This window comes from Actinomycetota bacterium (assembly GCA_040905475.1).
GTDB lineage: Bacteria > Actinomycetota > AC-67 > AC-67 > AC-67 > DATFGK01.
In genome coordinates, this window is the sequence record JBBDRM010000166.1 from 28,642 (window position 1) to 52,963 (window position 24,322).

Annotated in this window: 28 protein-coding genes; 12 read left to right on the forward strand and 16 right to left on the reverse strand. The window is 68.1% G+C overall.

The window, feature by feature from the left end:
• Positions 1 to 63 precede the first annotated feature (63 nt).
• Positions 64 to 1,209: a kelch repeat-containing protein gene (locus WEB06_20380; GenBank protein ID MEX2557976.1), complete on the forward strand. Its 1,146-nt coding sequence runs from the start codon at positions 64 to 66 to the stop codon at positions 1,207 to 1,209.
• A 22-nt stretch (positions 1,210 to 1,231) separates the two neighbouring features.
• Positions 1,232 to 2,617 (forward strand): lactate racemase domain-containing protein, encoded by a 1,386-nt coding sequence (locus tag WEB06_20385; GenBank protein ID MEX2557977.1) that lies wholly within the window; start codon positions 1,232 to 1,234, stop codon positions 2,615 to 2,617.
• Here WEB06_20385 and WEB06_20390 read toward each other — a convergent pair.
• The 5 genes from WEB06_20390 to WEB06_20410 form a co-directional block, all read right to left on the reverse strand.
• Positions 2,614 to 3,000, reverse strand: coding sequence for a nuclear transport factor 2 family protein (locus WEB06_20390; GenBank protein MEX2557978.1), 387 nt, complete (start codon positions 2,998 to 3,000; stop codon positions 2,614 to 2,616). The genes WEB06_20385 and WEB06_20390 overlap by 4 nt on opposite strands.
• 139 nt (positions 3,001 to 3,139) lie before the next feature.
• Positions 3,140 to 3,952 (reverse strand): DUF5667 domain-containing protein, encoded by an 813-nt coding sequence (locus WEB06_20395; GenBank protein ID MEX2557979.1) that lies wholly within the window; start codon positions 3,950 to 3,952, stop codon positions 3,140 to 3,142.
• An 8-nt stretch (positions 3,953 to 3,960) separates the two neighbouring features.
• Entirely contained in the window at positions 3,961 to 4,566 is a 606-nt protein-coding gene (locus tag WEB06_20400; protein ID MEX2557980.1) for a sigma-70 family RNA polymerase sigma factor, read from the reverse strand.
• A 56-nt stretch (positions 4,567 to 4,622) separates the two neighbouring features.
• Positions 4,623 to 5,381: a SigB/SigF/SigG family RNA polymerase sigma factor gene (locus WEB06_20405; protein ID MEX2557981.1), complete on the reverse strand. Its 759-nt coding sequence runs from the start codon at positions 5,379 to 5,381 to the stop codon at positions 4,623 to 4,625.
• Positions 5,381 to 5,776 carry an ATP-binding protein gene (locus WEB06_20410; GenBank protein MEX2557982.1) on the reverse strand — a complete coding sequence of 132 codons (396 nt, stop codon included), beginning with the start codon at positions 5,774 to 5,776 and terminating at the stop codon, positions 5,381 to 5,383. The genes WEB06_20405 and WEB06_20410 overlap by 1 nt, the downstream gene beginning before the upstream one ends.
• 134 nt (positions 5,777 to 5,910) lie before the next feature.
• Between WEB06_20410 and WEB06_20415 the strand changes: the two genes are divergently transcribed.
• Together WEB06_20415 and WEB06_20420 are read left to right on the forward strand one after the other, a co-directional pair.
• Positions 5,911 to 6,246 (forward strand): STAS domain-containing protein, encoded by a 336-nt coding sequence (locus WEB06_20415; protein ID MEX2557983.1) that lies wholly within the window; start codon positions 5,911 to 5,913, stop codon positions 6,244 to 6,246.
• Positions 6,247 to 6,349: 103 nt separating this feature from the next.
• Positions 6,350 to 6,604, forward strand: coding sequence for a hypothetical protein (locus WEB06_20420; GenBank protein ID MEX2557984.1), 255 nt, complete (start codon positions 6,350 to 6,352; stop codon positions 6,602 to 6,604).
• A gap of 21 nt (positions 6,605 to 6,625) precedes the next feature.
• Here WEB06_20420 and WEB06_20425 read toward each other — a convergent pair whose 3' ends face one another.
• Both WEB06_20425 and WEB06_20430 read right to left on the reverse strand, forming a co-directional pair.
• Complete coding sequence (locus WEB06_20425) at positions 6,626 to 7,438, reverse strand: enoyl-CoA hydratase (protein ID MEX2557985.1); 813 nt, start codon at positions 7,436 to 7,438, stop codon at positions 6,626 to 6,628.
• On the reverse strand, positions 7,435 to 7,905 hold the full coding sequence (locus WEB06_20430) for an SRPBCC family protein (protein ID MEX2557986.1): 471 nt from the start codon (positions 7,903 to 7,905) through the stop codon (positions 7,435 to 7,437). Before WEB06_20430 ends, WEB06_20425 begins: the two co-directional genes overlap by 4 nt.
• Before the next feature lie 104 nt (positions 7,906 to 8,009).
• Here WEB06_20430 and WEB06_20435 point away from each other — a divergent pair, with 104 nt between their 5' ends.
• On the forward strand, positions 8,010 to 9,653 hold the full coding sequence (locus WEB06_20435) for a thiamine pyrophosphate-binding protein (protein MEX2557987.1): 1,644 nt from the start codon (positions 8,010 to 8,012) through the stop codon (positions 9,651 to 9,653).
• Here WEB06_20435 and WEB06_20440 read toward each other — a convergent pair.
• Positions 9,650 to 10,027: a hypothetical protein gene (locus WEB06_20440; GenBank protein MEX2557988.1), complete on the reverse strand. Its 378-nt coding sequence runs from the start codon at positions 10,025 to 10,027 to the stop codon at positions 9,650 to 9,652. The genes WEB06_20435 and WEB06_20440 overlap by 4 nt on opposite strands.
• Before the next feature lie 31 nt (positions 10,028 to 10,058).
• Positions 10,059 to 10,847 (reverse strand): inositol monophosphatase family protein, encoded by a 789-nt coding sequence (locus tag WEB06_20445; protein MEX2557989.1) that lies wholly within the window; start codon positions 10,845 to 10,847, stop codon positions 10,059 to 10,061.
• 50 nt (positions 10,848 to 10,897) lie between these two features.
• Between WEB06_20445 and WEB06_20450 the strand changes: the two genes are divergently transcribed.
• On the forward strand, positions 10,898 to 11,203 hold the full coding sequence (locus WEB06_20450) for a hypothetical protein (GenBank protein ID MEX2557990.1): 306 nt from the start codon (positions 10,898 to 10,900) through the stop codon (positions 11,201 to 11,203).
• Between the two features lie 12 nt (positions 11,204 to 11,215).
• On the opposite strand, the gene WEB06_20455 is transcribed toward WEB06_20450, so the two are convergent.
• Positions 11,216 to 12,673: an aldehyde dehydrogenase family protein gene (locus WEB06_20455; protein MEX2557991.1), complete on the reverse strand. Its 1,458-nt coding sequence runs from the start codon at positions 12,671 to 12,673 to the stop codon at positions 11,216 to 11,218.
• A 68-nt stretch (positions 12,674 to 12,741) separates the two neighbouring features.
• Between WEB06_20455 and WEB06_20460 the strand changes: the two genes are divergently transcribed.
• On the forward strand, positions 12,742 to 13,503 hold the full coding sequence (locus WEB06_20460; protein MEX2557992.1) for a carotenoid biosynthesis protein: 762 nt from the start codon (positions 12,742 to 12,744) through the stop codon (positions 13,501 to 13,503).
• Here the strand turns inward: WEB06_20460 and WEB06_20465 are convergent.
• Positions 13,472 to 14,311: a ferritin-like domain-containing protein gene (locus WEB06_20465; GenBank protein MEX2557993.1), complete on the reverse strand. Its 840-nt coding sequence runs from the start codon at positions 14,309 to 14,311 to the stop codon at positions 13,472 to 13,474. The genes WEB06_20460 and WEB06_20465 overlap by 32 nt on opposite strands.
• Positions 14,312 to 14,481: 170 nt before the next feature.
• Positions 14,482 to 15,402, reverse strand: coding sequence for a rhomboid family intramembrane serine protease (locus WEB06_20470; GenBank protein MEX2557994.1), 921 nt, complete (start codon positions 15,400 to 15,402; stop codon positions 14,482 to 14,484).
• A gap of 70 nt (positions 15,403 to 15,472) precedes the next feature.
• On the opposite strand from WEB06_20470, the gene WEB06_20475 reads away from it, so the two are divergent.
• The gene (locus tag WEB06_20475; GenBank protein MEX2557995.1) at positions 15,473 to 18,766 is read left to right on the forward strand and encodes an AAA family ATPase; all 3,294 of its coding nucleotides are present in this window, start codon (positions 15,473 to 15,475) and stop codon (positions 18,764 to 18,766) included.
• Here the strand turns inward: WEB06_20475 and WEB06_20480 are convergent.
• The 3 genes from WEB06_20480 to WEB06_20490 all read right to left on the reverse strand — a co-directional run bounded on the left by WEB06_20480 (position 18,763) and on the right by WEB06_20490 (position 20,412).
• Complete coding sequence (locus tag WEB06_20480; protein MEX2557996.1) at positions 18,763 to 19,704, reverse strand: TIGR03560 family F420-dependent LLM class oxidoreductase; 942 nt, start codon at positions 19,702 to 19,704, stop codon at positions 18,763 to 18,765. The two genes, WEB06_20475 and WEB06_20480, sit on opposite strands and share 4 nt — an antisense overlap.
• A gap of 5 nt (positions 19,705 to 19,709) precedes the next feature.
• The gene (gene infA / locus WEB06_20485) at positions 19,710 to 19,910 is read right to left on the reverse strand and encodes a translation initiation factor IF-1 (GenBank protein MEX2557997.1); all 201 of its coding nucleotides are present in this window, start codon (positions 19,908 to 19,910) and stop codon (positions 19,710 to 19,712) included.
• Positions 19,911 to 20,259: 349 nt separating this feature from the next.
• Positions 20,260 to 20,412, reverse strand: coding sequence for a hypothetical protein (locus WEB06_20490; protein MEX2557998.1), 153 nt, complete (start codon positions 20,410 to 20,412; stop codon positions 20,260 to 20,262).
• Positions 20,413 to 20,565: 153 nt separating this feature from the next.
• On the opposite strand from WEB06_20490, the gene WEB06_20495 reads away from it, so the two are divergent.
• Both WEB06_20495 and WEB06_20500 read left to right on the forward strand, forming a co-directional pair.
• The gene (locus tag WEB06_20495) at positions 20,566 to 21,429 is read left to right on the forward strand and encodes a methyltransferase domain-containing protein (protein MEX2557999.1); all 864 of its coding nucleotides are present in this window, start codon (positions 20,566 to 20,568) and stop codon (positions 21,427 to 21,429) included.
• On the forward strand, positions 21,426 to 22,073 hold the full coding sequence (locus WEB06_20500; protein MEX2558000.1) for an alpha/beta family hydrolase: 648 nt from the start codon (positions 21,426 to 21,428) through the stop codon (positions 22,071 to 22,073). The genes WEB06_20495 and WEB06_20500 overlap by 4 nt, the downstream gene beginning before the upstream one ends.
• 4 nt (positions 22,074 to 22,077) lie before the next feature.
• Here the strand turns inward: WEB06_20500 and WEB06_20505 are convergent, their stop codons facing one another.
• A complete protein-coding gene (locus WEB06_20505; GenBank protein ID MEX2558001.1) occupies positions 22,078 to 22,803 on the reverse strand; it encodes a Type 1 glutamine amidotransferase-like domain-containing protein in 726 nt (241 codons plus the stop codon).
• A 67-nt stretch (positions 22,804 to 22,870) separates the two neighbouring features.
• Here WEB06_20505 and WEB06_20510 point away from each other — a divergent pair, with 67 nt between their 5' ends.
• Together WEB06_20510 and WEB06_20515 are read left to right on the forward strand one after the other, a co-directional pair.
• Positions 22,871 to 23,992: an alpha-hydroxy acid oxidase gene (locus WEB06_20510; GenBank protein MEX2558002.1), complete on the forward strand. Its 1,122-nt coding sequence runs from the start codon at positions 22,871 to 22,873 to the stop codon at positions 23,990 to 23,992.
• A 95-nt stretch (positions 23,993 to 24,087) separates the two neighbouring features.
• Positions 24,088 to 24,321 carry a helix-turn-helix domain-containing protein gene (locus WEB06_20515; GenBank protein ID MEX2558003.1) on the forward strand — a complete coding sequence of 78 codons (234 nt, stop codon included), beginning with the start codon at positions 24,088 to 24,090 and terminating at the stop codon, positions 24,319 to 24,321.
• Position 24,322: the final 1 nt, after the last annotated feature.

A 24,322-nucleotide genomic window follows, 5' to 3' on the forward strand; every position in this document is an offset into this window, starting at 1 on the left:
CCGGCCCTGCCGGGCCGGGCCCACCCCCTCAGGTATCCTCAGCGGCTGAGGCGACCCCACGACGTGCGAAAACTCAGAAGGATCCTCCGGATCTCCGCGCTGGTACTCGTCGTGATCCTTGTGATCGGCGGCGCTTACCTCGGCTACTTGCTGACCAGCAACAGCTACCCGCGTACCGAAGCGGAGGGCTGGCTGCGCCTGAAGGATCTTCCCCGGCCGCGTGGCGAGGCGGGCTCGACGTTCGCGCTCCCCGGACCTCCCGGGACGCCCGATATCTGCCCGGACGGCCCGTGCGAGCCGCAATTCTTCGTCGTCGGCGGTCTGTCGGGCCCGTTCGCGAAGACGGTCGCCCACGTGGACATCCTCGACGCGAAGACCGGTTCGTGGCGCCAGGGTCCGGCCCTCCCGGACGCGCGTCATCACCCGGCCGCCGCCTCCATCGGCGGGGCCGTCTACGTGACCGGTGGCTCGAAGAAGGCCACGAACTGGACCCCGGAGCGCGAGATGTGGGTGCTCGGGCCGGGATCGGATACCTGGGACCCGCTCCCGGCCATGCCCGAAGGCCGGATGGGTCACGCCATGATTCCCGTGGCCGGGAAGCTCTACGTGATCGGCGGGCGGGGCGGCTCCAGCGTCCTGGTGTACGACCTCGAGCAAGGCTGGAGCGAGGGTGCCCCTATGCCGGGGCCTCGGGACCACCTTGCGGCAGTCGAGTATCGCGGCAAGATCTACGCGATCGGGGGCCGCGACGACAAGGTCCGGCCCCGGGTCGACATCTACGACATCGCCGCGGATTCCTGGTCGGAGGGTCCCGAGCTACCCGCCCCGACGAGCGGGATGGCCGCTGAGGTTCTGAAGGACGGACGCCTCCACGTCGTCGGTGGTGAGGACCCGGGGACCCTCGGCGGCGGCGTGGTCGACGCCCATTACGTTCTCGATCCGCAAACGGACACGTGGAGCTCCGGCCCCAAGGCACTCCTCGCGGTGCACGGCGCGGCGTACGACCAGGTGGCGGGGATCCTGCTCATCTCGGGCGGCGCGAGGCGGCAGGGTGCGTTCTCTCCGATCGCGTGGACCGGGGTCACACAGCGCTTCGAGCCGCAAGGAGTCACGGCGCCGACACCGACGACGACGGCAACCCCGAGCCCCAGCCCGAGCGGAACCGCGACCGGCCCCTCGCCGGATCCGACCGGTTCCTTACCCGGTTAGCGGAGCGCCACGAGGGACGAGCATGGAACAGACCATCGTCTTCGGGGACGCTACCGTGAACGTCACCCTTCCCGACCGGACGCACATCGTTTCACCGGGCTTGTCGATCCCCCTTGATCCTGTGCAGGACCTGGCATCCGCGGTGCGTGAGGCGCTGACCCGTCCCGAGGACCTGCCTCCGCTTCGCGTGCTCGCGCGCGGGAAGCGGCGCGTGACCGTCGCCTTCGACGACGCCACGGTGCCCTGCTACGCGCCGGTCTGGTCGATCGCGATCCCGTTGGTACTCGCCGAGCTCGAGGCCGGCGGCGTTCGCCGCGAGGACGTCACGCTCCTCTGCGCCAACGCACTTCACCGCATGTTCACCCACGAAGAGCTCGCGACCCTTATCGGCCCCGATCTCGTGAGCGAGTTCGGCGACCGGCTCGTCTGTCACGACGCAGAGGATCCGGAGATGATCGAGCACCTCGGTACGACGCCGAACGGATTTCACGTCGAGCTCTCGCGTCACGTGACCGACGCCGATCTCTGCGTGTACGTGAACTGCTCGACGGTACGCGGTTTCTCAGGCGGCTGGAAATCGATCTGTGTAGGGCTCTCCACCTACCGGTCCATCCGCCACCACCACAACCCTGACGACATGTCGATGTCCACGGAACGGAACCGCATGCACGAGATGCTCGACGAGATGGGCGAGCTCGTGACGAAGCGGCTCGGCGTCGACCGGATCTTCAAGCTCGAGACCATCTTGGCCAACCCGCTCCAGGTCGCGGCGATCCGCGCAGGAACCGTCGACGGCACTCGCCGGATCGCGCTCGAGACCAACCGGACGCACATGCCTCCACGCCGGACGCTGCTCGAGGAGAAGGTGGACGTCGTCGTGTACGGCGTCCCGGAATGGAGTCCTTATGCAGCCTTCTCGTATCTCAACCCGATCTTGACGCTCATCTCGACGGGTCTCGGTTACCTCGGTGGGATGATCGAAGCGCTCGGAAAGCCCGGCTGTTCGGTGATCCTGGCGACGCCGTGCCGCGACCGCTGGGACGACGTTCATCACCCGTCCTATCGCGAGGTGTGGGAGCGGGTCCTGCCGGAAACGCGCGACCCGTACCGGGCGAGCGAACTGTTCGAGACCGAGTACGCGACGCGCGCCGATTACATCGAGCGTTACCGGTTCGGGTACGGATTCCATCCGGTGCACGCGATCATGGCGCTGTTCCCGCTGAAGCGCTTGCGACACGCAAGCCGTGTCTTGGTCGGCGGCTCCGAGAACCCGTCGCTCGTATCGCACGCCGGCTTCATCCCCGCCGGTTCCGTCGAAGAGGCACTCGGAGCGGCCTTCGAGATCCACGGTTCGGACGCCGAGGTGGCACTCGTCCCCTATCCCCCGGCGTTCAATCGCCAACTCTAGGCGAAGAACGCGTCGATCGCGCCCTGGTTCTCCGCGAACACCCAGACCTCGGTCGCCTTGCCCTCGATGATCTTGAAGACGGCGACGCCGTCGTCCTCGAGGACACGCCCGTCGCGTTCCGCCGTTAGCGTCGTGAGCACGATGACGTGGTCCTCGCTCGTCAGGATGTCGCGCGCGGAGATCGAAATGGTTCCACCCGTCGACTGTCCCAGGCGCGCGAGGAGAGCGAACAGCTCTTGGTGGCCCTTGTAGACGCCGGCCAGGGGGCTCGAGCCGCCCACGTGCCAGAGCACGTCGGGATCGATCAACCCGGCGACCGTCTCGAGGTCACCGCCAACGAAGGCTTCATATCCGGCGCGGACGAGCGCCTCGTTCGGGTGCATGCTCTCACCTCGTCCCGATCCCCACGCGCGACCCTACGCCCGCGGGCCGAGTCCGCACAAGGGAGCCGCCGGCCCAGAAAAAGCGAGAGCGCCGCGGCGCTGGGGGACACCGCGACGCACCCCGCGTGAACCTATCTCGCTAGTTGCTCTTGCCTTTGCCCTTGTCCTGGGAGCCCGGCACGCTGCCGCTGTTGCCCGGCGGCGTCGTCGGCGGTCCTCCACCGGGATCGCCTTCGGGATTCTCTTTGCCTTGCTGGACGTTCGCTTTGGCCTTCTCGGCGTTGTCGATGGCCTTCTGGATCGCGTCCTTGGCCTGATCGGGGACCCTCGCGAGAACGTCGTTCAACACGGCGATGTGTTTGGAGATCATCTCCTGGACGTGAGCGAGGAGGGCGTCGGAGTCCTTGCCGAGCGCGATCGCGTGGAGCGCGTCGAGCTCGGCGCCGTCCAGCGCGTCCTCGAGCCCCTCGATCGCGTCGGTCGGATCGCCGCCGGCCGCGATCAAGTCCTCGACCTCGGACATCCGGATCGAGGCGAACCGCAGCTGGAGCGCGATCCGTCCGATGGGTTCGCGGTGCATCGCAAGGGAGATCCGCTCAGCGGCGCGCTTGACCCCGTACAGCGCGTCGCCGGGGAGCGCAGACGCCGATGCGGCGACGGCGCTTCCCGCCCCCAGCACGAGCGCGATCCCCGTCACGAGCGAGATCGCCCCCATCCGGACGCCGCGGTGGCGGACCGCAGGCACGATCACGACGTTGCTCGCGCGGTCGGTCCGTAGCGCAACCAGATGATCGTGAGCGACCTCGCTGGGCAACGACCGGGAGAGCGTGGCCCGGGCGGCCCGCGCCGGGTGGAGGAGCGGCGCCAGGTCGCCCTTGGCAACGGGTTCCTCGCCGGCGGTCAAGCCGTCGAGGAGCCGGTCAAGGTCGTTGCGAAGCGATCGGGTTCCCATCTCTTCATCTAAAGCGTCGGAGGGGGCTGATCGGTTGCGTCCCCGAGGTCTCGCAATGCCCGGGTGAGGCTGTTCAGGGCCCGATGCTGGAGCGCTTTGACGGTTCCGATGCGTTTGTCCAGTGCCTCGGCGATCTCTCTCGCGGTCAGGCCGGCCCCGAGACGCAGCACCAGCACCCTCCGCTGCTGTTCCGGCAGACCCTCGACCGCTTGCCAGACCCGCGCGACGGCCACACCGGAGATCGCCCGCTCCTCGGTCCCAAGGAGGTCCGCCACGCCCTCGGCCTCTTCGAGGCTCTCCTCGCGCCTCCGAGCCAGCCGCCTGGCGAGGTCGACGGCTCGGTTATGGGCGATCCGGAAAATCCAGCCCCTGAAGGCGGAGGCATCGCCGGTGAACCCCCGTATCCCCCTCATGGCCTCGAGGAAGACCTGTCCCGTGAGATCCTCGGCGTCCTCTCGGCGTCGGGTCTGGGTGATCAGATACGAAAAGACCGGCCCCGAGAGGATCCGATAGATCTCGTCGAATGCCCGGCCGTCGCCGGATCTGGCCCGCGCGACCGCGTCCTCTAGGAGGGCGGCACGCTCGCCCTCCCGCCCCCCCCGCTCTTCAGGCATCCGCACCAACTTAACGTCGGTTGGGCCCGTGTCGGGATGAACCCGGAATGAGTTTCTCAGCCTTCCAGGGCGCCGACGGCTTCCCGGAGCGCGGCAAGGGTTCGGGACAGGATGCGCGAGACGTGCATCTGGGATATCCCGAGCTTGTCTGCGATCTGACTCTGGGTCAGCCCGCGGAAGAATCTGAAGTAAAGGATCTGACGCTCGCGCTCCGGGAGGCGTTCCAGGTGCGGAGCGACGCTGGCCCACCCCTCGAGCAGCTCGTAGGTTTCGTCCTCCGCCCCGAGCCGTGCCGCGGACGTCTGGCCCTCGTCGTCGGTCGGCGCGTCGAGGGAGCCGATCGAGTGCGCGTGGATGGCGTCCATCCCCTCGAGCACGTCGTCCTCGCTGAGATCGGAGCGCGTCGCGATCTCGGGCACGGTCGGCGAACGGCCCAATTCCTGCGAGAGCTCCCCGACGACGCGGGAGAGCTGAAGCCCGATCTCCTGAAGCCTTCGGGGTACCCGCAGCGCCCAACCTTTGTCCCGGAAGTGACGCTTGAGCTCGCCGATGATCGTCGGCGTCGCGTAGGTCGAGAACTTCACGCCACGCTCGGTATCGAATCGTTCGATGGCCTTGAGCAGACCGATGCTCGCCACCTGGACGAGATCGTCCACCGGCTCCCCCCTCCCGGCGAAACGATGCGCGAGATACTCGACGAGGGGGTAATGGAGCAAGACGAGCTCGTCGCGCGCCGACGGATCCTTCGACAAGCGGGCGAACAACTCGTCGGAGCGCTGCTCGTCGATGAGGCGATCTTCTTCGGAGCTTGCCATTACGATCTGCTCGCCGCCTCTCGCCGCTTCCACATGCGAAGCGCCGGCCCCGAGTCGAGCCGCTCGAAGCGCGCCTCGTCCGCCAAAGCGGAAAGCACCTGCCACGTGAGCGTGCGTTCCGCGCCTTCCGGAGGCCAGACCGCCGTCGAGACGTCCGCGTCGGTTGAGGCGATGACCTCCAGGCCACCGTCCTCGGTCAAGATGATCCGAAGCGTCAAGTTGTTCGCCGGTGCAGCGAACGCGAGGAGTTGAGCGCTCGCCTCATCCACGGCGAGTCGCATGTCGTCGATCGAGTCGAAGCTGAAGTCCGCGCGCGCAGCGACGGCGGCTATCACGGAACGAAGTACGTGGATGAAATCCGGCCGCGCAGGAACGGACACGGTTACTTCGGTCATTTTTCCTCGCTCTCACGAACGCGGCTTGCGAGCGTACCGAGCTATCCTTCCCAAGGATACGCGTATGTATCCTCGGGATATCGGTTTGCTCGCCCCGCTTCATGGGTAGGACGCGGGCTGGGGAGGTGATCAGCATCGATATCAAGGTGGAAACGCGGAAGTCGGGGGGATGGGCGGTCGTCGATGTCGAAGGCGAAGTGGACGTCTTCACCGCACCCAAGCTCCGAGAGCAGATCATCGCCCTCCTAACCGGAGGTAGCGATCGGATGGTCGTGAATCTGGAGAAGGTCGGATTCATGGACTCCACGGGCCTGGGAGTGCTCGTAGGCGGTCTCAAACGCGTCAAGGAGAAAGAGGGAACTCTCGCACTCGCAGGCGCGCATGGGACCGTGCTTCGCGTGCTGAACGTGACCGGGTTGAACTCGGTATTTCCGATGCACGACACCGTGGAGCAAGCGACCGGTTCGTAGAAGTTCAGCTCCATCTACCTGGGGTTTCAGCTCGGAACGGTACGGGTACCTCTCCCTAGGGCTTTCGCCGAAGTGCGATGTGGATCAGGGGAGGTGTCCCGCCGTGGACGACTACAACGGAAACATGAGCAAAGGCACCAGCGGCACGAGCAGCGCCGAGATGACCGAGAGCGAACAGAACAAGATGAGTCGCGCAGAAGCCGGTCGCAAGGGTGGCTTGTCGACGAAGCAGCGCTACGGAGGCGACCACTTCAGTCGCATCGGAAGGCTCGGCGGCAAGAAGGGCGGCGAGTCGACGAAGCGTCGCTACGGCGTCGAGTTCTATCAGCGGATCGGCCGCAAGGGCGGATCGAGCTAACGCACCTGATGCATTGAAGGGTCAGCGACCCTTGAAGTCCGGGTCGCGTTTCTCTGCGAAGGCGCGAACGCCTTCCGCGAAGTCGTAGGTCTGACTCATCAGGGCCTGCGCCGTCGCTTCCTCGTCGAGCCCGGTTCCTAGATCCGTCTCAAGGGCTCGATTGAGAAGCGCTTTGGAGGCGCCGATCGAGCGCGTCGGACCCTTCGCGAGCCGCTCGGCCCATGCACGGGTCGCCGTCTCCAGCTCTTCCGGCGGAACGACCTTGTTTATCAGGCCTGCCGCGTGAGCATCTTCGGCCGAGATCGGGTCTCCGAAAAACACGAGTTCCTTCGCTTTCGACAATCCGATGAGTCGTGGCAGGAGCCAGCCGCCGGCGGAGTCGACCGCGAGTCCTCGCTTCACGAAGATCTCGATCAGGCGAGCGCTCGACGAGGCGATAACGAGATCGGCCACGAGCGCGAGCTGCGCGCCGCCTCCCGCCGCGACGCCATTAACCGATGCGATCACGGGCTTGTCGAGCTCCCAGATCGCGCGAACGACGCGCTGCATCCCTCGTTTCATCGCTTCGCGGATGGCCCGCAGGTCCGGGCGACCCTTCTCGCCTTCCGAGGCGCCTTTCGTGACCGTGGAGCGCCCGAGGTCGACGCCCGAGCAGAACGCGTCGCCCGCGCCGGTCAATACGACGCAGCGAACTTCGTCATCGTTCTTCGCTTCATCGAGCGCGGCGAGCAGCTCGTCGCGCAGCTCGGGAGAGATCGAGTTCTTCCGCTCGGGACGATTCAACGTCAGCCAAAGGACGCCGTTCTCGCGCTTCTGCAGCAAGATGTCGCTCATGGTCTGAGCCCCGGGAACGGACGGCCTCGCTCGCCCGACTCCATGAGACGCTTGATCTCGGTGACTTCCTGACGCACCGAGTTCTCTAGCCAGCTCCGGAACGTGGTTTCGAAGAGCGGACCGATCGGTCCCATGCCCATCTCGATCTCCTCGACGTGATGGACGCGAGTGCCGCCTTCGACCTGCTCGATCTCGAAGAACGCGTTCAGCGACTTCAGCGCTCCGTGCACGAGCGTGACGTGGATGGTCTTGAACGGCACCCATCGGTACCGCGTGACAACCGAGCCGGGCAACCCGAAGAATCTCCCTTCTTCGATCGCGATCATCCCGTCCTCGGTGTCCGAGACCTTCGTGATACGCACGATCTTGGTGTCCGCCTTCGAATACTGCGTGTCGTCGAGCACGAAATCGAAGACCTCATCCGGCGTCACCCCGGAGATCGTTTCCGTTCCTTCGCCTCGCATCATGAGTGGATCCCTTTCGCTCGCGCGCACGGAGGATAAGGGCGGGCCCATGTGACGGTAAAGTGCGGGCGTCTCGAACGGGAGGAACCCTGAACGACGCGGGCAGGTTGATCGCGAAGACGCTGCGCACGCACGGAGTCGATGTGATCTTCGCGCTCTGCGGTGACCACACGAACTCGATCTTCGATGGATGCGCCTCCGAGGGGATCCGGATCGTGGATGCCAGAGACGAGCGAGGCGCCGCGTGGATGGCCTGCGGCTACGCGCTCTCGACGGGCCGCACCGGCGTGGTGCTGGTCACCGGCGGCCCCGGCCTGACCAACGCGGTGACCGCGCTCGCCGACGCGCACCTGTCAGGGATACCTCTCGTCTGCATCACCGGCGGCGTCGGCCTGACGCAACGCGGGACCGGACACCCGGGAGACCTCGATCAGATCGCGATCGTACGCCCGATCTCCAAGTGGGCCGAGACGGTGCAACGCCCCGACGACGCCGGCGAGTTCCTCTCGGCGGCGTTCGGTCACGCCCGCGCCGGACGCCCCGGCGTCGCGGTGCTCGAGGTTCCCGTCGACATCCAGCTCCTCCCCACCGACGCTGAGGCGCCCGAGCCGTTGCCGCGCGAGCCGGCGGCGCCCGATCCCGAGCGCGTCGGCGCCGCGCGCGCGTTGCTCGCGGCGGCCGAACGACCGGTCGTGGTCGCCGGCAGCGGTTGCTTCTGGTCGGGAGCCGCGGACGCGCTCGGCGCGTTCGTCGACACGACCCGGACGCCGCTCTTCACGATCCGCGCCGCGCGCGGCTTGGTTTCGGACTATCACGAGCTGTGCTTCGGCTTCCCGAATTTCCTTTCGGGTCCCGCGCAGATCGCCTACGGCGAGGCCGACGTCGTGCTCGTCGCGGGGACGAAGCTCGATCTGATGCTGGCCGGAGGCGCGTTCAACCCGAGCGCACGCGTGATCCGCATCGACGTCGACCCGAACGCGTTCACCCTCGGCCGGACGGCCGACGTGGAGATCGCCGGCGACGCGCGCCTTGCGCTCGAAGCGCTCACCGACGGCTTCGGCGCGTTGCCGACCGGGCCGTGGCTCGAGCGTCTCTCCACCGCCGACGTCGATCGCCGTCGCGTGCTCGACGAGCGTGCATCGATCCCGAACGACCCGATCCATCCGGCGCGTCTCGTCGCCGCGGTGGCCGCCTCGATCCCCGAGGACGCGATCGTCTGCGTCGATGCCGGAGAACTCGCCCTGTGGGCGGTCGAGGCGCTGCACGCCTCCCGACCCGGCTCGCTGATGCTTTCCTTGAACTCGGCGCTCGGCGGCCTCGGGATGGGCGTGCCGTGGGGGATCGGAGCCAAGATCGCCAACCCGGAGCGTCCGGTGGTGGTGCTCGCCGGGGACGGGTCGTTCGGGTTCAGCGCGATCGAGCTCGACACCGCGACCCGTCACGGCGCGCCGGTGGGTGTGATCGTCGGCAACGACGGCGGCTGGGGGATCGTCCGGCACATGCAGCAGCTCGTCCACGGCCGAGCCGTGGCTTCGGATCTACACGGAACGGTCTACGAAGCGGCTGCCACGCTCGCCGGCGGGCACGGCGAGCGGGTGACGCGACCGGCGGGCCTTGAGATCGCGATCACGAACGCGATCGCGGCGAAGACGCCCGCCGTCGTGAACGTGATCCTCGATCCCGAGCCGATGCACGAAGCCTGCCGTTTGATCGCGCTCATGTTCTCCCGGTCGACCGAAGCCAACGGCTAGCGGATCCCCGAATCGAACGAGACGGTGACATCTTCGTACGTGTGGGCACGGACCACGACGTCGATCGCCTTTCCGAACGGGAGTCCGCCACTTGCCGCGACGGGCTCGAGGCGATACGACCCGGGAGCCAAAGCCACGCGGAACCTGCCGTCGTCGCTCGAGCGGGCGGTCGCCACGACCTCGCCCGACGAGACGTCGATGATCCGAACCTCACCGGCGTAGGGCCTGTCGTCGCAATCCTGCCCCACTGGCTCGACGGGGCACGTCGGCCCGATAAGCATCAGACCTTCGATCCCCGAGTCTGGAACGGGCGCTGCCGTTCCCCCGCCGCAGGCGATGAGTCCGGCGAGCAGCACACCGACGAGTCGTCGCATGCGCGTTAGACGCTCACCGGAACGATCCGGTTCACTGCGCTCCCAGCACGAGCGCCCGGAGGGCATCGTGGAGACCCGGCCCGGCCGCCACCAGACCCGGACCCGATGGCCCGATCGGGTCCAGCTCGCTCGTGATCCCGCCGGCCTCACGAACGAGTATCTCGCCGGCCGCCCGATCCCAGTGGTGCGCCGGCACCTCGTAATAGGCGTCGAATCGCCCGGCAGCGGTCCACGCGAGGTCGAGAGCCGCCGATCCCGCGCGACGGATGTCGCGGACGCGGGGAAGCACTCGCACAAATCGCTCGGCGGCGACGGCCCGCTCCTCCGCCAGATACGAGAATCCCGTCGCGACCAGAGCGTCGGCCAGGTCGGTCTTCGCGGAGATCCGCAGGCGCCGCTCGCCGAGGAACGCTCCCCCACCGCGCGCGGCCGTGAACGTCTCGTCGCGGATCGGATCGTGCACGACGGCGGCGATCCCTCCTGCGTCGTCCTCGCAGGCGATGCTGACGCACCACTGCGGGATCCCGAACAAGAAGTTCGTTGTGCCGTCGAGCGGGTCGACCACCCAACGAAGCCCGCTGGTCCCCTCCTCGGCGTCCTGCTCCTCGCCGATGATCGCGTCGTCGGGTCGCTCGGCACGGAGCCGGGCGCGGATCAGCGCTTCGGAGCTGCGATCGGCTTCCGACACCATGTCGGTCGCGCTCGACTTCGAGCCCACCCCGACGACCGGCGCGCGGAACCGGGCGAGAAGCAACTCGCCGGCGGCACGGGCGGCATCGATGGCGATCTGAACGAGCTCGTCCGGGCGCGGCGTTCCCATCGCCGGGAATCGTAGGCTACGATGCCGCTTCCGGGAGATCGGAGGAGCTCGTGGCCGAGGATGCGACCAAGCCCCACGCAGACGAAGAGGCCGTGGCGGAAGCGGTGCGCGACTTCACGCGCACGCACGCCTTGGAGCTGCTCGAACGCAAGGGGCTGACCGACGCGCCGGAGCTCGAAGCGTGCCCCCGCTGCGGCGAGCACACGATCCATCCCGACGTTCCCGCTACCTTCGCGATCGACCGGCGCGACCGTACCCGCATCTGCGCGGCATGCAGCGCGGTCGCCGACACCATGAAGATCATGCTGCCGCGCTTCGAGATCGACGTCGGCGGCGAGGGCGAAGGCGGCGGGTAGGCGCAGCGCGCGCTAGATACCGAGGTTGAGGTGCTTCACCTCGGTGAACTCATCGAGGCCGATCAGGCCCAGCTCTCTCCCGATCCCCGATTGCTTGAAGCCGCCGAACGGCGCCCACGGGTTGAGGCCGCCGCCGTTGACGCTCACGGTTCCGGTACGCATGCGACGCGCGACCGCGGTCGCTCGCTCCCGCGTTCCGGCCCAGACGCAGCCGGCGAGCCCGTAGATCGAGTCGTTCGCGACCGCGAGGGCCTCGTCCTCGTCGCGCACCTTGATCACGCACGCGACCGGGCCGAAGATCTCCTCCTGCGCGATGCGCATGTCGTTGCGCACGTCGGTGAAGATCGCCGGCTCGAGATAGAACCCTCTCGAGAGATGTTGCGGCCGCCCGCCGCCGACGAGCAGCGTGGCGCCCTCCTCTTGCCCAAGCGCGATGTAGCGCTCGACGCTCTCGCGATGCGAGCCGCGGATCAACGGTCCCACCATCGTCGTCCATTCCTTCGGATCGCCGATCGACAGGCCCTTGACGAGGTCGATCAGGCGGTCGACGACGTCGTCGTGCACCGATTCATGGAGGACGAACCGGGTCGCCGCACCGCACGCCTGTCCCTGATGCACGAGCCACGACCAGAGCAGGTGCGGCACGGCCTTGTCGAGCGCCGCGTCCTCGAGCACGATCCCGGCCGACTTCCCGCCGAGCTCGAGGGAAACCTTCTTCACGTTGGCCGAAGCGAGCTGCATGACGCGCTTCCCCGACTCGGTGGAGCCGGTGAACGACACCATGTCGGCGAGCGTGTTCGAGGCGAGCTCCTCGCCGACCTCGGAGCCCGCGCCGGTGACGACGTTCAGGACGCCCGAAGGCAGACCCGCCCGCTCGGCGGCGTCCGCGAGCACGAAGGCCGACAGGGGCGTCCACGACGCCGGCTTCAAGACCACCGTGTTGCCCATCGCGAGCGCTGCGCCGATCTTGTGCACCGCGATGTAGAGCGGGAAGTTCCACGGCACGATGGCGGCGACGACGCCCACCGGCTCGCGCGTGACGATCGACTCGGAAGGCGGCGGCCCTTTGTGCGACGGAAGCCGCTCGTCCGGGTCGCGAGCCGTACGGTCCGCGTACCAGGACAGGTGCTCGATCGGTGGTCCGACCTGGAGATGTTCCGCCATCAAGCGCGTGCAGCCGGCCTCCCTGATCAACAACTCGGTCAGCCGCGAGCGCTCGAGGGCGAGCTCCACCGCGAACCGCTTCATGTACTGCGCTCGCTGCGCGGGGGTGAGGCGGGGCCAGGGGCCGTTGTCGAACGCGTCGCGGGCGGCGGCCAGCGCCCTGCGGGCGTCATCGCGGCGGCCCAAGGGGGCGCGGGCGAAGATCTCTTCGGTCGCGGGATCCTGGATCTCGAGCCAGCGGCCGCGTCCGGGCGCGAGCCACTCGCCGCCGATATAGAAACGCTCGCGATCGTAGGTATCCGTCATGCTTCCGCTTCCCCGAGCCTTGTGATACAAGCACCTGACGTGCGGGTCAACCCCAACAGGACGGCGCCGTGATCCTTCTTCTCGAAACGATCGGACGGCGCTGGTATGCGGTGGCTTTCGTCGCCGGCTTCTTCTGGGCAGCCTCGACCGAGCGGGGCTGGAAGCGAGCGGTCAGGTTCTACGCCATCGCCTCCCTCGTCGCCCTGATCTTCGAGTACACGAGCACCCACTCAGGTTTTCCCTACGGCAACTATTCCTACACCGGTCTCACACGCGGCGACGAGCTCTACATATCCAACGTGCCTGCCTTCGTCCCACTGGCGCACGCCGTGCTCATGTGGGCCGGCCGTTCCATCGCCGTCGTCGGCTTCCGCGCGCGATCCCGCGCCGCGATACCGTGGCTTGCGGCGCTCGGGACGGTTCTCGTCGACATGGTCGTGGATCCGGTGTCGCTGCACGGAAGCGACTGGTTCCTCGGCGACATGTACCGCTGGGAGACCGCGAAGGGGTACCTCGGCGTGCCGCTCACCAACTTCCTCGGCTGGTACTTCGTGGCCTGGCTGGTGTTCTTCGTCGACGAGGCGCTCGACGTCGGCCGGGCCGAGCGATCCTTCGACGCGATACGCGGTATCACCCTGGCGTTCTCGGTGATGATCTTCAACGTGTTGATCGCGTTGGGTATCCAGCAGTGGCGGGTCGCGCTGTCGGGCCTGGTGATCACCGCAGCGGTCGCGTTGATGTGCCTTCCGACGCTGCGCGAGATCTGGTCGTCGCGTGAGGCGACCGGTCCGCCGGGACCTACGAGCGGCGAGCCTCGAAGCGGCCCATGATTCCTGGGTCGGCGAGGTAGGTCTTCGTCAGCTTCGCCGGCTTGCGGCGGACCGGATTCAGCACGCGCGCGTACCGGCTCGCCGTCGATCGTGCGATCAGCGAGGCGCGCTGCCCTTTGCCGAGCGACGCGATCGGACGTTGGATGACTCCGAGACGGCTGAGGCGGAGCTCGGTCACCCGGTTCGAGTGCTCGAGGAACGCCGGCATCCGGCGCAGGACGGGGTGGTCGCCGAAGCGCTTGCTCGTGTAGCGCGCGATCGCGCGGACCCCGAGCATCGCGGTCAACGTGAGCCCGAGCAGGTGCGGGGCGAGACCAGGCCGCCGCGCGAGCGCCTTGAGGGTCTGCTGTTCGCCGAAGTTGACGTGCCCCTCTTCCTGACGGGCGAGACCGGACATCAGCGTGCGGATCTCGCCCTCGGGAAGCGTGTCGATGAACGCGTAGATCGCGGTGAGCACGAAGCCTTCTCCGACCGCCATCTCGAGATGACAGTGCTCCTCGAACGTCGCGCCGGCGAAGTCGGTGGCGAGGAACTTCAGCGCGCGGTGTGGCGGCTGGGGCCTGGCACCGAGCGAGTCGAGGATGCGAAGGAAGAGCTTCACGTGCGCCATCTCCTCGTTCGCCTGGCGCGCGAGGAACTGGGCCGCGTCGAAGTCCGGCGCGATCTCGAGCCAGTGCCCGACCTGAACGCCGGTGACCTCGCCGTACAGGTATTGCGAGAAGATCCAGGCGAGGGTATCGCGGTCGCGCTCGATGTCGAACCGCGCGCCTTCGAAGTCGAAGGTCATCTCCTCACGGGTCAGCAGCATGCGTCAAAGGGTATCGGGCCGGGGTGGCACACCGCGAAACGTCAGGTCCGGCTGCTGTTCCGGGAGCCATGGGCTGGTCGCAGACCTGGATCGAGACGCCGCTCGACCGCTCGAAGTCCGCTTTCGCGACCGAGGTCGCCGGAGACGGCCGCGCCCAACTGTAGGAAGCGTCAGCCGCCCAAGAACGGGCTCAGCGGGAACTGGTTTCCGCTCACGACGTTGCCGCTGGCGATCAGCGCGAACACACCCGCGCCGATCACCAGTGCGAACCCGACCAGCGCGGCGAGCCGCCCGGTGTCTCCACGGGAACGCGACCATTTCTCAAGCCCGGAGCCCGCGACGAAACCGCCGACCAGGCCGCCGAGGTGCGCGAAGTTATCGATGCCCCCGATGGAGAATCCGAAGAAAAGATTGATCCCGACGAGGAAGAACAGTGAGCGAAGCTGATCCCTCGACCCCTGCAGATCCCGATGCCGGACGTAGAACGCTATCCAGCAGCCCAAGATCCCGAACACGCCACCCGAAGCCCCCGCCCGGACGCCGAAGCCCGACGTCAGCGCGACCGACATGGCCGACCCGAGGAACCCGGCCGACAGGTACAGCACCAAGAAACGGAACCGCCCGTAGCGCGCCTCCACGGCCGGACCGAACAGGAACAGCGCATACATGTTGAACAGGAGATGGAACGCTCCGATGTGAACGAACATCGCCGTGAAAAGCCGCCACCACTCGCTCGCTCTCAGCGGAACCCTCAGCGCCCCGAAGCGGATCAGATTGTCTGAGTCCTCCCAACCGCCGGCGGCGAGCAACGCAACGAAGAGCGCGACGTTGATCGCGATCAAGGCCTGGGTCACGCCGGCGCCGCTGATGATGCGGACCAGCGGGAACTTGTCGGCTTGACGTTGCACGGCCGACCGCGTCCGGTACGAGGCGGCACCGGCGGCTCCCTCCCGCGCCCGGCCCGTGCAGACCGGGCACTGGTAGCCGACGGGTGCCTCGATCATGTCGTCGGGGCAGATCGCCCGCCCGCAATTCGTGCAGGTGACGGCGGTGAGGCGGTCGGGATGGAATGCACACGGCTGCTCGGGCACTGAGGGCCAGTCTAGCCGGGGCGGATGATAGTGTTCTGAGACCGTTTCCGATGGGGCCACGGGGAGAATCGTGAGCGGTCAACAGCCCGACGGCGCCGTCACAGTGCTCTTCACCGACGTCGAAGGCTCGACGGATCTTCGTACCCGCTTCGGCGACGAGCTGGCGGACGAGCTCCTCCGAACGCACGAGGATCTCGTCCGGGGTCAGGTCGAGCGCCACGGCGGTCGCGAGGTGAAGTCGCTCGGGGACGGGTTCATGGTGGCGTTCGGCTCGCCGCGCAAGGCGATCTCGTGCGCCGTCGACATCCAGCGGGTCCTCGATGAGCGGAACCGGTCGAGCCCCGGCCGTGAGATCCGCGTCCGCATCGGCATCAACACCGGCGAGGTGTCCGACGTCGCCGGCGACTTGATCGGGGCGGCCGTCAACGCGGCTGCGAGGATCGCAGGCAAGGCACGCGGCGGGCAGATCCTGATCGCGAACGTCGTGAAGGATCTCGCCGGCGTCCGTCCCGACCTGTCGTACATCGACCGCGGGTTGTACTGGCTCAAGGGATTCCCCGAGCGCTGGCGCCTGTACGAGATCCTGCGCCGTGCCCCCGGACCGGTCGAGGAGCTCACGGCACCGACCCTCGGGAAAACGCGCTTCGTCGGGCGCGACACCGAACGCGCGGATCTTCGCCGGTTCGTCGAAGGCGCAGCGGCCGGTCGCGGCGCACTCGTCATGATCGGTGGCGAGCCGGGCGTCGGGAAGACCCGCATCACCGAGGAGGTGGCCGAGGAAGCCGCCGCACGCGGGATGATGGCTTTGGTCGGGCATTGCCAGGAGACGGAGGCTCCCCTTCCGTACGCGCCGGTCGTCGAGATCCTCGAAGCGACGTTGCGGAGCGTGTCTCGCGAGACGCTGCTGGAGGCCTTCGGAGACGCGGCGCCCGAGCTCGCTCGCATCCTGCCGGAGCTGCGGAGGATCTTCCCCGATCTTCCCCCGCCGCTCGATCTGCCCCCCGAACAAGAGCGCCGCTATCTGTTCAACTGCTTCACCGAATTCCTCGAGCGGGCCAGCCATCTGCAACCGCTGCTGTTCGTGCTCGAGGACGTTCACTGGGCCGATGAGTCGACCTTGCTCTTGCTCCAGCACCTCGCCGAGCGTCTGGCGAACATGCAGATCCTCATGCTCGCCACGTACCGGGACGTCGAGCTGGACGTCGAACGGCCGCTCGCCCGTCGGCTCGAGGAGCTCGTGCGTCGGCGGCTGGCCCACCGCGTCAGCTTGAACCGCCTGCCCAAGCACGGCGTCGGCGACATGATCGGCGCGCTCGCCGGACGCGTGGCTCCCGAGTCGCTCGTGGACGCGGTATATGAGGAGACCGAGGGGAACTGCTTCTTCGTCGAGGAGGTCTTCCAGCACCTCCACGAGGAGGGAAAGCTATTCGATCAGGCCGGCAACTGGCGGACCGAGGTTCAGGTCGGCGAGATCGACGTGCCGGAAGGCGTGCGACTGGTGCTCGGGCGGCGGCTCTCGCGCCTTTCCGAGGGCGCCCGCCGGGCGCTTTCCGCCGCGGCTGTGATCGGGCGCAACTTCACCTACGAGCTTGCCGAAGCGGTCGACGAGGTCGGCGGCGACACCCTGCTCGACGCGGTCGAGGAGGCCCAGCGCGCTAACCTGTTGACCTGGTCCGAGGATCCGCTGCGTCCGCGTTTCTCCTTCGCGCACGAGTTGATCCGTCAGACGCTCCTGACGAACCTCGCGCTTCCGCGCCGGCAGCGGCTCCACCTGCGCATCGCCGAGGCGATCGAGCGCGTCTACGCGCGCGATCTCGAGCCGCACGTCGCGGACCTCGCCCACCACCTCTACCAAGCGGGCGCGGCTGCGGATCCCCATAAGGCGGTCGGCTTTCTCTCGCTGGCGGCTCACCGCGCGATGGAGGGCGCCGCCTTCGAGGAAGCGCTGCGCGCCTACGAACGCGCGCTCTCCCTACAAGACCCAGGCGACGTGAGTACCCGCGCCGATCTGCTGGTCCGCCTCGGGTTCGCGCAGCGGAGCCTCGGTCGCACTGAGGGCGCGCTCGCGTCCTGGCGCGAAGCGCTCGACCTGTACGCGGAACTCGACGACATCGCGGCCGCGACGAGCGTCTGCTGGGACATCAGCTATCAGCTCGGCTGGGCCGGACGTCCCATCGAAGCGATGGAGTTCACCCAGCGCGGACTCGTCGCGGCAGGCGACGCCCGTACGCCGGTGCGCGGCATGCTGCTGTCTTCGGCCGGCGCGTTCGTTGGCTTCCTCGGCGATTACGTCGGAGGGGCGGAGATGATCGACGAGGCGCTCTCCATCGCCGAAGAGACGCACGACCTTGGGCTCGAGAGCTACGCTCGTCTGGCACGAGGGATCTTGAATTACTCGCACGCGGAACTCGAGGTCCTGCGTCGGGACGGGCCGGAAGCGACGGAGCTCCTCCGAGAGCACGGGTCTGCCTGGGACCTCTCCAGCTATCTGTCGCTGCTGGAGTTCGCCTACTTTGCGACCGGTCACGTCGCCGCCTCGATTCCCGTGCACGAGGAGCTGGAGCCGCTGGCGTCACGGATCGGCAACCAAGTTCCCTATCTGCTCACGCGGCGGGGAGAAGCGATCCGCGCGCTCATGTCGTCCGGCGACCTGGACGCGTGGGAGGAGTTCTCCCGATGGGATCTGGAATTCTGTCGCAGCCGCGAGCTCGAGTGGATCAGCAATTCCTTCGGTTTTCTGTCCGGCATCGCGTTCTACCGAGGACGCTGGGAGGAAGCGCTCGAGCTGGCTCGGGAAGCGAACGCGACCGAGCCTCCAGGGGGCTTCAACGGATGGGCGTGGCCGCTCGTGTTCCACACGCTCGCGCACCTCGGTCGCCGAGACGATGCGCTCGCGCTCCTGGAAGAGGACCGTGTCCGGCTTCCGGCGGGACGGCCGGCGTCGTGGGGAGCCTGGGCGATCCTGCACGGGGCCGTCGAAGGTTTGATGATCCTCGGCGAGCACGAACGGGCAGCCGATCTCTATCCGCTCGTCGTGGAGTCGCTGAATACCGGAACCGTTTACCTCAAGGTCTACAACATCCGTCTCTGCCATACGGTCGCCGGTCTGGCGGCCCACGGAGCGCGGGACTGGTCGAGATCCGAAGCACACTTCCGTGAAGCTCTGCGGTTGGCCGAGACGCTCCCGGTCCGGATCGAGCAGGCGGACGCGCGTCGCTACTTCGCCGCCATGCTCGCCGAGCGGAATGGTGACGGTGATCGGGAAGAGGCGCGCGCGATGCTCGAGGAAGCGCTGGACCTGTACCGCTCGCTGGGCATGCCGCGTCACGTCGAGATGGCTGAGGAGCAGTTGAAGGGCCTTTAGCGGACGAGCGGCATCACGGATTCGGAGAACTGGCGGATCTGATCCTCGGCTTCGGCGTCGAACGGAAGCTCGTGCCAGAGGATGAACTGCTGCACGCCGATGTCCTTCAAAGCCATGATCTGCTCGGCGACCTGCATCGGCGTGCCGAAGATGAACCGCGATCGCAACTGCTCGTCGAAGGGAACACCGTTGCGTTCGTACTGCTCGATCGCGCGGGCCTCGGCGCGCTTCGCGTCCGCGTCCACCGACACGCGTTGACCGAACGAGAGCGTGAGAGATGCCGGGTCGCGGCCGATGTCCTCGCAGGCGTGACGCATCGCGGCGAGCCGTTCCTCATACTCCTTGAGGGAGAGGAAGATCGCGTTCCAGCCGTCGGCCTGGCGGGCGATGATCTCGGGCATCTTGGTGCGGCCCCAGCCGCCGACCCAGATCGGCGGGTGCGGCCGCTGCGCCGGCTGCGGCTGCACGTGCGCGGAAGACACCTTGTAGAAGCGCCCCTCGAAGTTGTCCCGCGTCGGGTCCCACATCGTCCGGACCACGCTGATCGCTTCGTCGAGACGCTCGACGCGCTCGGAGAGCTTCGGGAACTGCACGCCGTACAGGTCGGCCTCCCAGGCGTTCCAGCAGGCGCCGATCCCGAACTCGAGCCGGCCTCCCGACGCGATGTCGATCGTGGACGCGGTCTTCGCGAGGATCGCCGGATGGCGGAACATCACGCAGCTGACGAGGATCCCGCCGCGGATGCGGTCCGTCTTGGCGAGGAGCATCGCGAGCGCCGACCACGACTCGTATACCTCCCCGTCGAGATCGCCGCCGACGGGAACGAGATGGTCGTACAGCCATCCGTGGGAGTAGCCGGTGCGCTCGGCGAGCTGCCACAGGCCGAGGATCTCGGAGAACGGCCGGTGCTGCTGTCCGGTCTGGATGCCGAACTGCACGGGTCTTAGCGGTACCGGTAGATGATGCGCCCGCGCGTGAGGTCGTACGCCGAGAGCTCGATCTTCACCCGGTCGCCCGGCAGGATGCGGATGTAGTGCTTGCGCATCTTCCCGGAGATGTGGCCGAGGATGCGATGGCCGTTGTCGAGGTCGATCCGGAACATCACGTTCGGCAGCGCCTCGACGATCGTGCCGTCGAATTCGATCGCGTCTTCCTTCGAATCGCCGGCGCGAGCGAGCTGCTTCGTTCGCTGCTGCTGTTTCTTCTCGAGGCGCGCCTGACGAGAGCCGGGCCGCTTGGCGCCCGTGCCGGGACGGCCGCCGCCGGGACGGCCGCTCCGGCCACTTGCGCCGCCGGCACGCGGCGCCGGTCCTCTGCGTGGTCGTGCCATATCGCGTCCTCGTCGGGTTGCGCGCTCGGTTGAGCGAGCCATAAGAGTCTACAGCGGGGCCGGTCGCTCAGGTAAAGGCGCCGGTGATCACTCCGGGACGATACCCGAGCGCCGGGCGAGGCTTCGAAGGGGGCCGGGGGGGGGGGGGGGGGGGGGGGGGTCGTCAGCCGAGAGCGACCACTGGGGTCGCCAGCCCCAGCAGCAGCGCGCCCGACAGCACGACGATCGTGACGAGACGCTTGCTCGCGCGCCGCGAAGGGCCGGTTGCCCTTCGAGATCGTGCGAGCTCCAGAGCCTCCGGGGAGAACGGTCGCATGGTGTTCCTCCTCACGTGGGGAGGAGAAGGCGACGCCTGTTCTCCCGCAACCGGGCGACGGAATCAACGGCAGCTCGCGGCCGTCGGCCGCCTCGCGCCGAAGACGTCGCGGTCGAGAGGGGTTGGCTCATCGCGCCGTATACTCCGGCCGCGATGGACGCCAAGGAGCTCAACGCGCTGGTCCACGACCGCGAGGCCGCGTTCTACGACGACCGGTTCCTGATCGCGTTCGACGGCCGGGTCGGCCGCGACGTCGAGCGCGACCTGCAGCGCGTTGTCGGAGGACCGGTGCGCGCGCGCCGCGCGCTGGATCTGGCCTGCGGCACCGGGTACGCGGCGATCGGGCTCGCGGTGGCCGGGCTCGCCGACGAGATCCACGCGACCGACCTGTCGACCAAGATGCTCGAGCGCTGCCGGGACAACGCAGACGCCGCCGATGCGACCATTCGGATCGCGCTCGCCGACGCGGAGCGGCTGCCGTACGCGGCGGATGCCTTCGACCTCGTCGTTGCCCGCGGAGCTCTGCACCACGTCCCTTCGCCGGGGGCCATGATGAGCGAGATCCGGCGCGTGCTCTCGCCGGGCGGGACCGCGGTCGTGCTCGCGGAGCCGACGGCTCCCGGCGAGAAGCAGGTCGCTGCGGTCGTGGGCACGGCGTACCGCGTGATCGAGGCGTGGCGGAAGCTCCGGCGGCGTGAGAAGGATGCGGAGCACGAACGGTGGGAGATGGCCTCGATCGCCGCGAACCTGCACACCTTCGCGCCGGCCGACGTCGAGCGCCTCGCACGCGACGCCGGGTTCACCGAGGTGCGCGTCGGGACCGCATCGTGGGCGTGGGTGCTGACGCTCGGGCTCAACTACTACTTCGTCGGCGAGTCGGAGCGGCTGGCGCGCAGCCGCGTTGCCCGCGCGACCGGGCGCCGGCTGGCGGAGGCGGCCGCCGCGTTCGACCGTGCCGTCGCCGATCGCGTCTTCCCCCCGTCGTGGCGACACACCGTGCAAGCCGTCCTGCGATGACTCACCGTCCCGCCGAGCCGCTCACCTTCACCTGGCGGGACGGCGAAGTATCGGGCGCTCGCAGCGTGACGGACGGCGAACCCAGGGCGAAGCTCGTCCTCGCGCACGGTGCCGGTGGCGACATGAACCACCCCCAGCTCACCGGGATGGCTGAGGGGCTCGCCGCGAACGGGATCGAGGTCGTGCGGTTCAACTTCCCGTACCGCGAGGCCGGAAGGAAGGCGCCCGATCGTCAGGAGAAGCTCGAAGCGTGCTACTGGGCCGTCGCGAAAGAGCTTTCGGCGTCGGCGGCTCGGCTCTATCTCGGCGGCGGGTCGATGGGCGGCAGGATCGCTTCACATATCGTCTCGGACGGCTTCCCGGCCGCCGGTCTGGTGTTTCAGAGCTATCCCTTGCATCCGCCCGGGAAACCCGAGCGGTTGCGCGACGCCCACCTCACGCGGATCGCGGTACCGATGCTCTTCATCTGGGGAACGCGAGATCCGTTCGCGACGCCCGAGCTGCTCGAGCGAACCGTCGCGTCGCTGCCGTCCGCGACGCTCCATCGCATCGAGGGGGGCGACCACGGGCTGAAGGTTCGCGGACGCACCGGCGCGGACGTGCTCGACGAAGTCGTCGGCGTTATCTCCCGCTGGATCGGTTGAGCCCTCAGCCGCCGCGCGCGGCCGGCAGTTCGAAGCGATCGCCGGGCACAAGCCATCGGGTGTCGTCGCCCGTACGGATCAGCGCCTCGCCGCGCCCGAGCGCCCGGCCGTGTCCCTCGTCGAGCAGCACCGCCGAGTCCTCCGCGATGCCGAACACCATGCAGGAGGGGGCGATCTCATCGGCGAGCCGCTCCGCTTCATCCCACCGGTCGTAGTGCGGAACGACGGCGATGCCCTGGAGGATGCCGAGGCCGATCGTCCACGTGGTCGGCGTTCCGTACCCCGAGCCCGGCGCGTGCACGAGCGTCCAGTCGCCGAGCACCATCGCCCCCGCGCTGGCGCCGACGATCCAGCCGCCGTTGCGCCGCGCTTGCAGGACCCCGCTCCACAGCGGCGATCCCTCGAGCGCCGCGAGCAGCCGCGCCGGCTTCCCGCCCGATAGGTACACGAGGTCGGCCGAGGAGACCTCGGCGACGTTCTGCGGATCCTCGGCGTGCGACCAGTTGAGCACCATCAGTGCGACCGTCCGCGCGCCGAGTCGCGTGAAGTGCTCGACGCCGCGGTAGGCCCAGTCGTCGGGATCCTCTCCCCCGGCCGCGGTCGGGAGGATCACGACCCGGGGGTGTGGCGGAAGCGTCGTGAGGATCTCACGATCGATGTCCTCCATCGCCGGGGTGAACTCGCCTGATCCGACGAGCCCGATGCGAGCGTGCGCGACGACGTCGTCCATCCTCCGAAAGGCTAGCGGCCGGATCCGCTCCCGCACGGAGCTGGGTTTCCGCTATGCTCGCGCGCCCATGACCGTCCCGGTGAACGTCGAAGAATTCGAGGCCATCGCACGCGAGCGCCTCACCCAGATGGCCTACGACTACTACGCGGGCGGGGCCGAGGACGAGATCACGCTGCGGGAGAACCGCGAGGCCTTCCGTCGGCGGTTCTTGCGCTACCGGGTGCTCGTCGATGTTGCCGAGCGAGACCTCTCGACCAGCGTGCTCGGACGGTCGCTCCCGTTCCCGGTCATCCTGGCGCCGACGTCCATGCACAAGCTCGCGCACCCCGAGGGAGAGCTCGCGACGGCGCGCGGAGCGTCCTCCGTGGGCGCGCTGATGACGCTGTCGAGCATCTCGACGGTCACCATGGAGGATGTCGCTGCGGCCGTCCCCGGGTCGCCAGGCTGGTTCCAGCTCTACTGCTACTCCGATCGATCGGTGACCGAGATGCTCGTCAAGCGTGCCTACGAGGCCGGGTACACCGCCCTGGTCGTCACCGTGGACGTGCCGCTGCTCGGCCGCCGGGAACGCGACTTCCGCAACACGTTCACGCTCCCCGAGGACGTGCGCTTCGCCAACTTCGAGTCTTCGACGGCCACCCCGAGCGAGCAAGGCAGCGCGCTCTCCAGCTGGGTGGCGACGCTGCAGACGCCGACGCTCAACTGGGACGACCTGGCTTGGCTGCGAGCGCTCGCCCCGATGCCCATGATCCTGAAAGGCATCGTGCGAGCGGACGATGCCCGCCGGGCGCTCGACCTGGGCGTGGAAGGGATCTGGGTCTCGAACCACGGCGGCCGGCAGCTCGATACATCGATCGCGTCGCTGGACGCCCTGCCGGAGATCGCCGCGGCGGTAGGAGGGCAGACCGCGATCATCCTCGACGGCGGCGTTCGGCGAGGGACGGACGTGCTCAAAGCCATCGCCATGGGGGCCGACGCGGTGGCCGTGGGCCGCCCGCAGCTCTGGGGCCTCGCCGCCGACGGCTCGGAAGGGGTGGCGAGGGTCCTCGGGATGCTTCGGGACGAGCTCTCCCTTGCGATGGCATTGGCGGGATGCCGCACGATCTCGGAGATCACTCCCGACCTGATCGCCCCCGACCAACGGGCCGGGTTAGGGGCCGACTTACCGCTCGGACCGCCCGAACCGTAAGAAACCCTCGTCCCGGTCGTATCCATCATCGACAAGGGCGGTCGGTCACTGCGGGGGGTTGTGATCGGCTGCCCAGGAAAACGGCGGAGGAGACCATGACCTACAACACCGACACGATCATCTTGCCGAGCGCCGACGAGCGCGAGCGCTTCCTGCTGCCCGCCGAGGCCGCCAGGATGCTCGGGGTCGCGACGAGCACCCTTCGGCGATGGGCCGAGGAGGGCAAGCTGCAGTCCGGCTCGACGATCGGCGGGCACCGCCGCTACCGCGAGAGCGACATCTCGCGCCTGGCTCAGGGCCTCGGTCTCGACCAAGTCGTGGTCGGCTAGC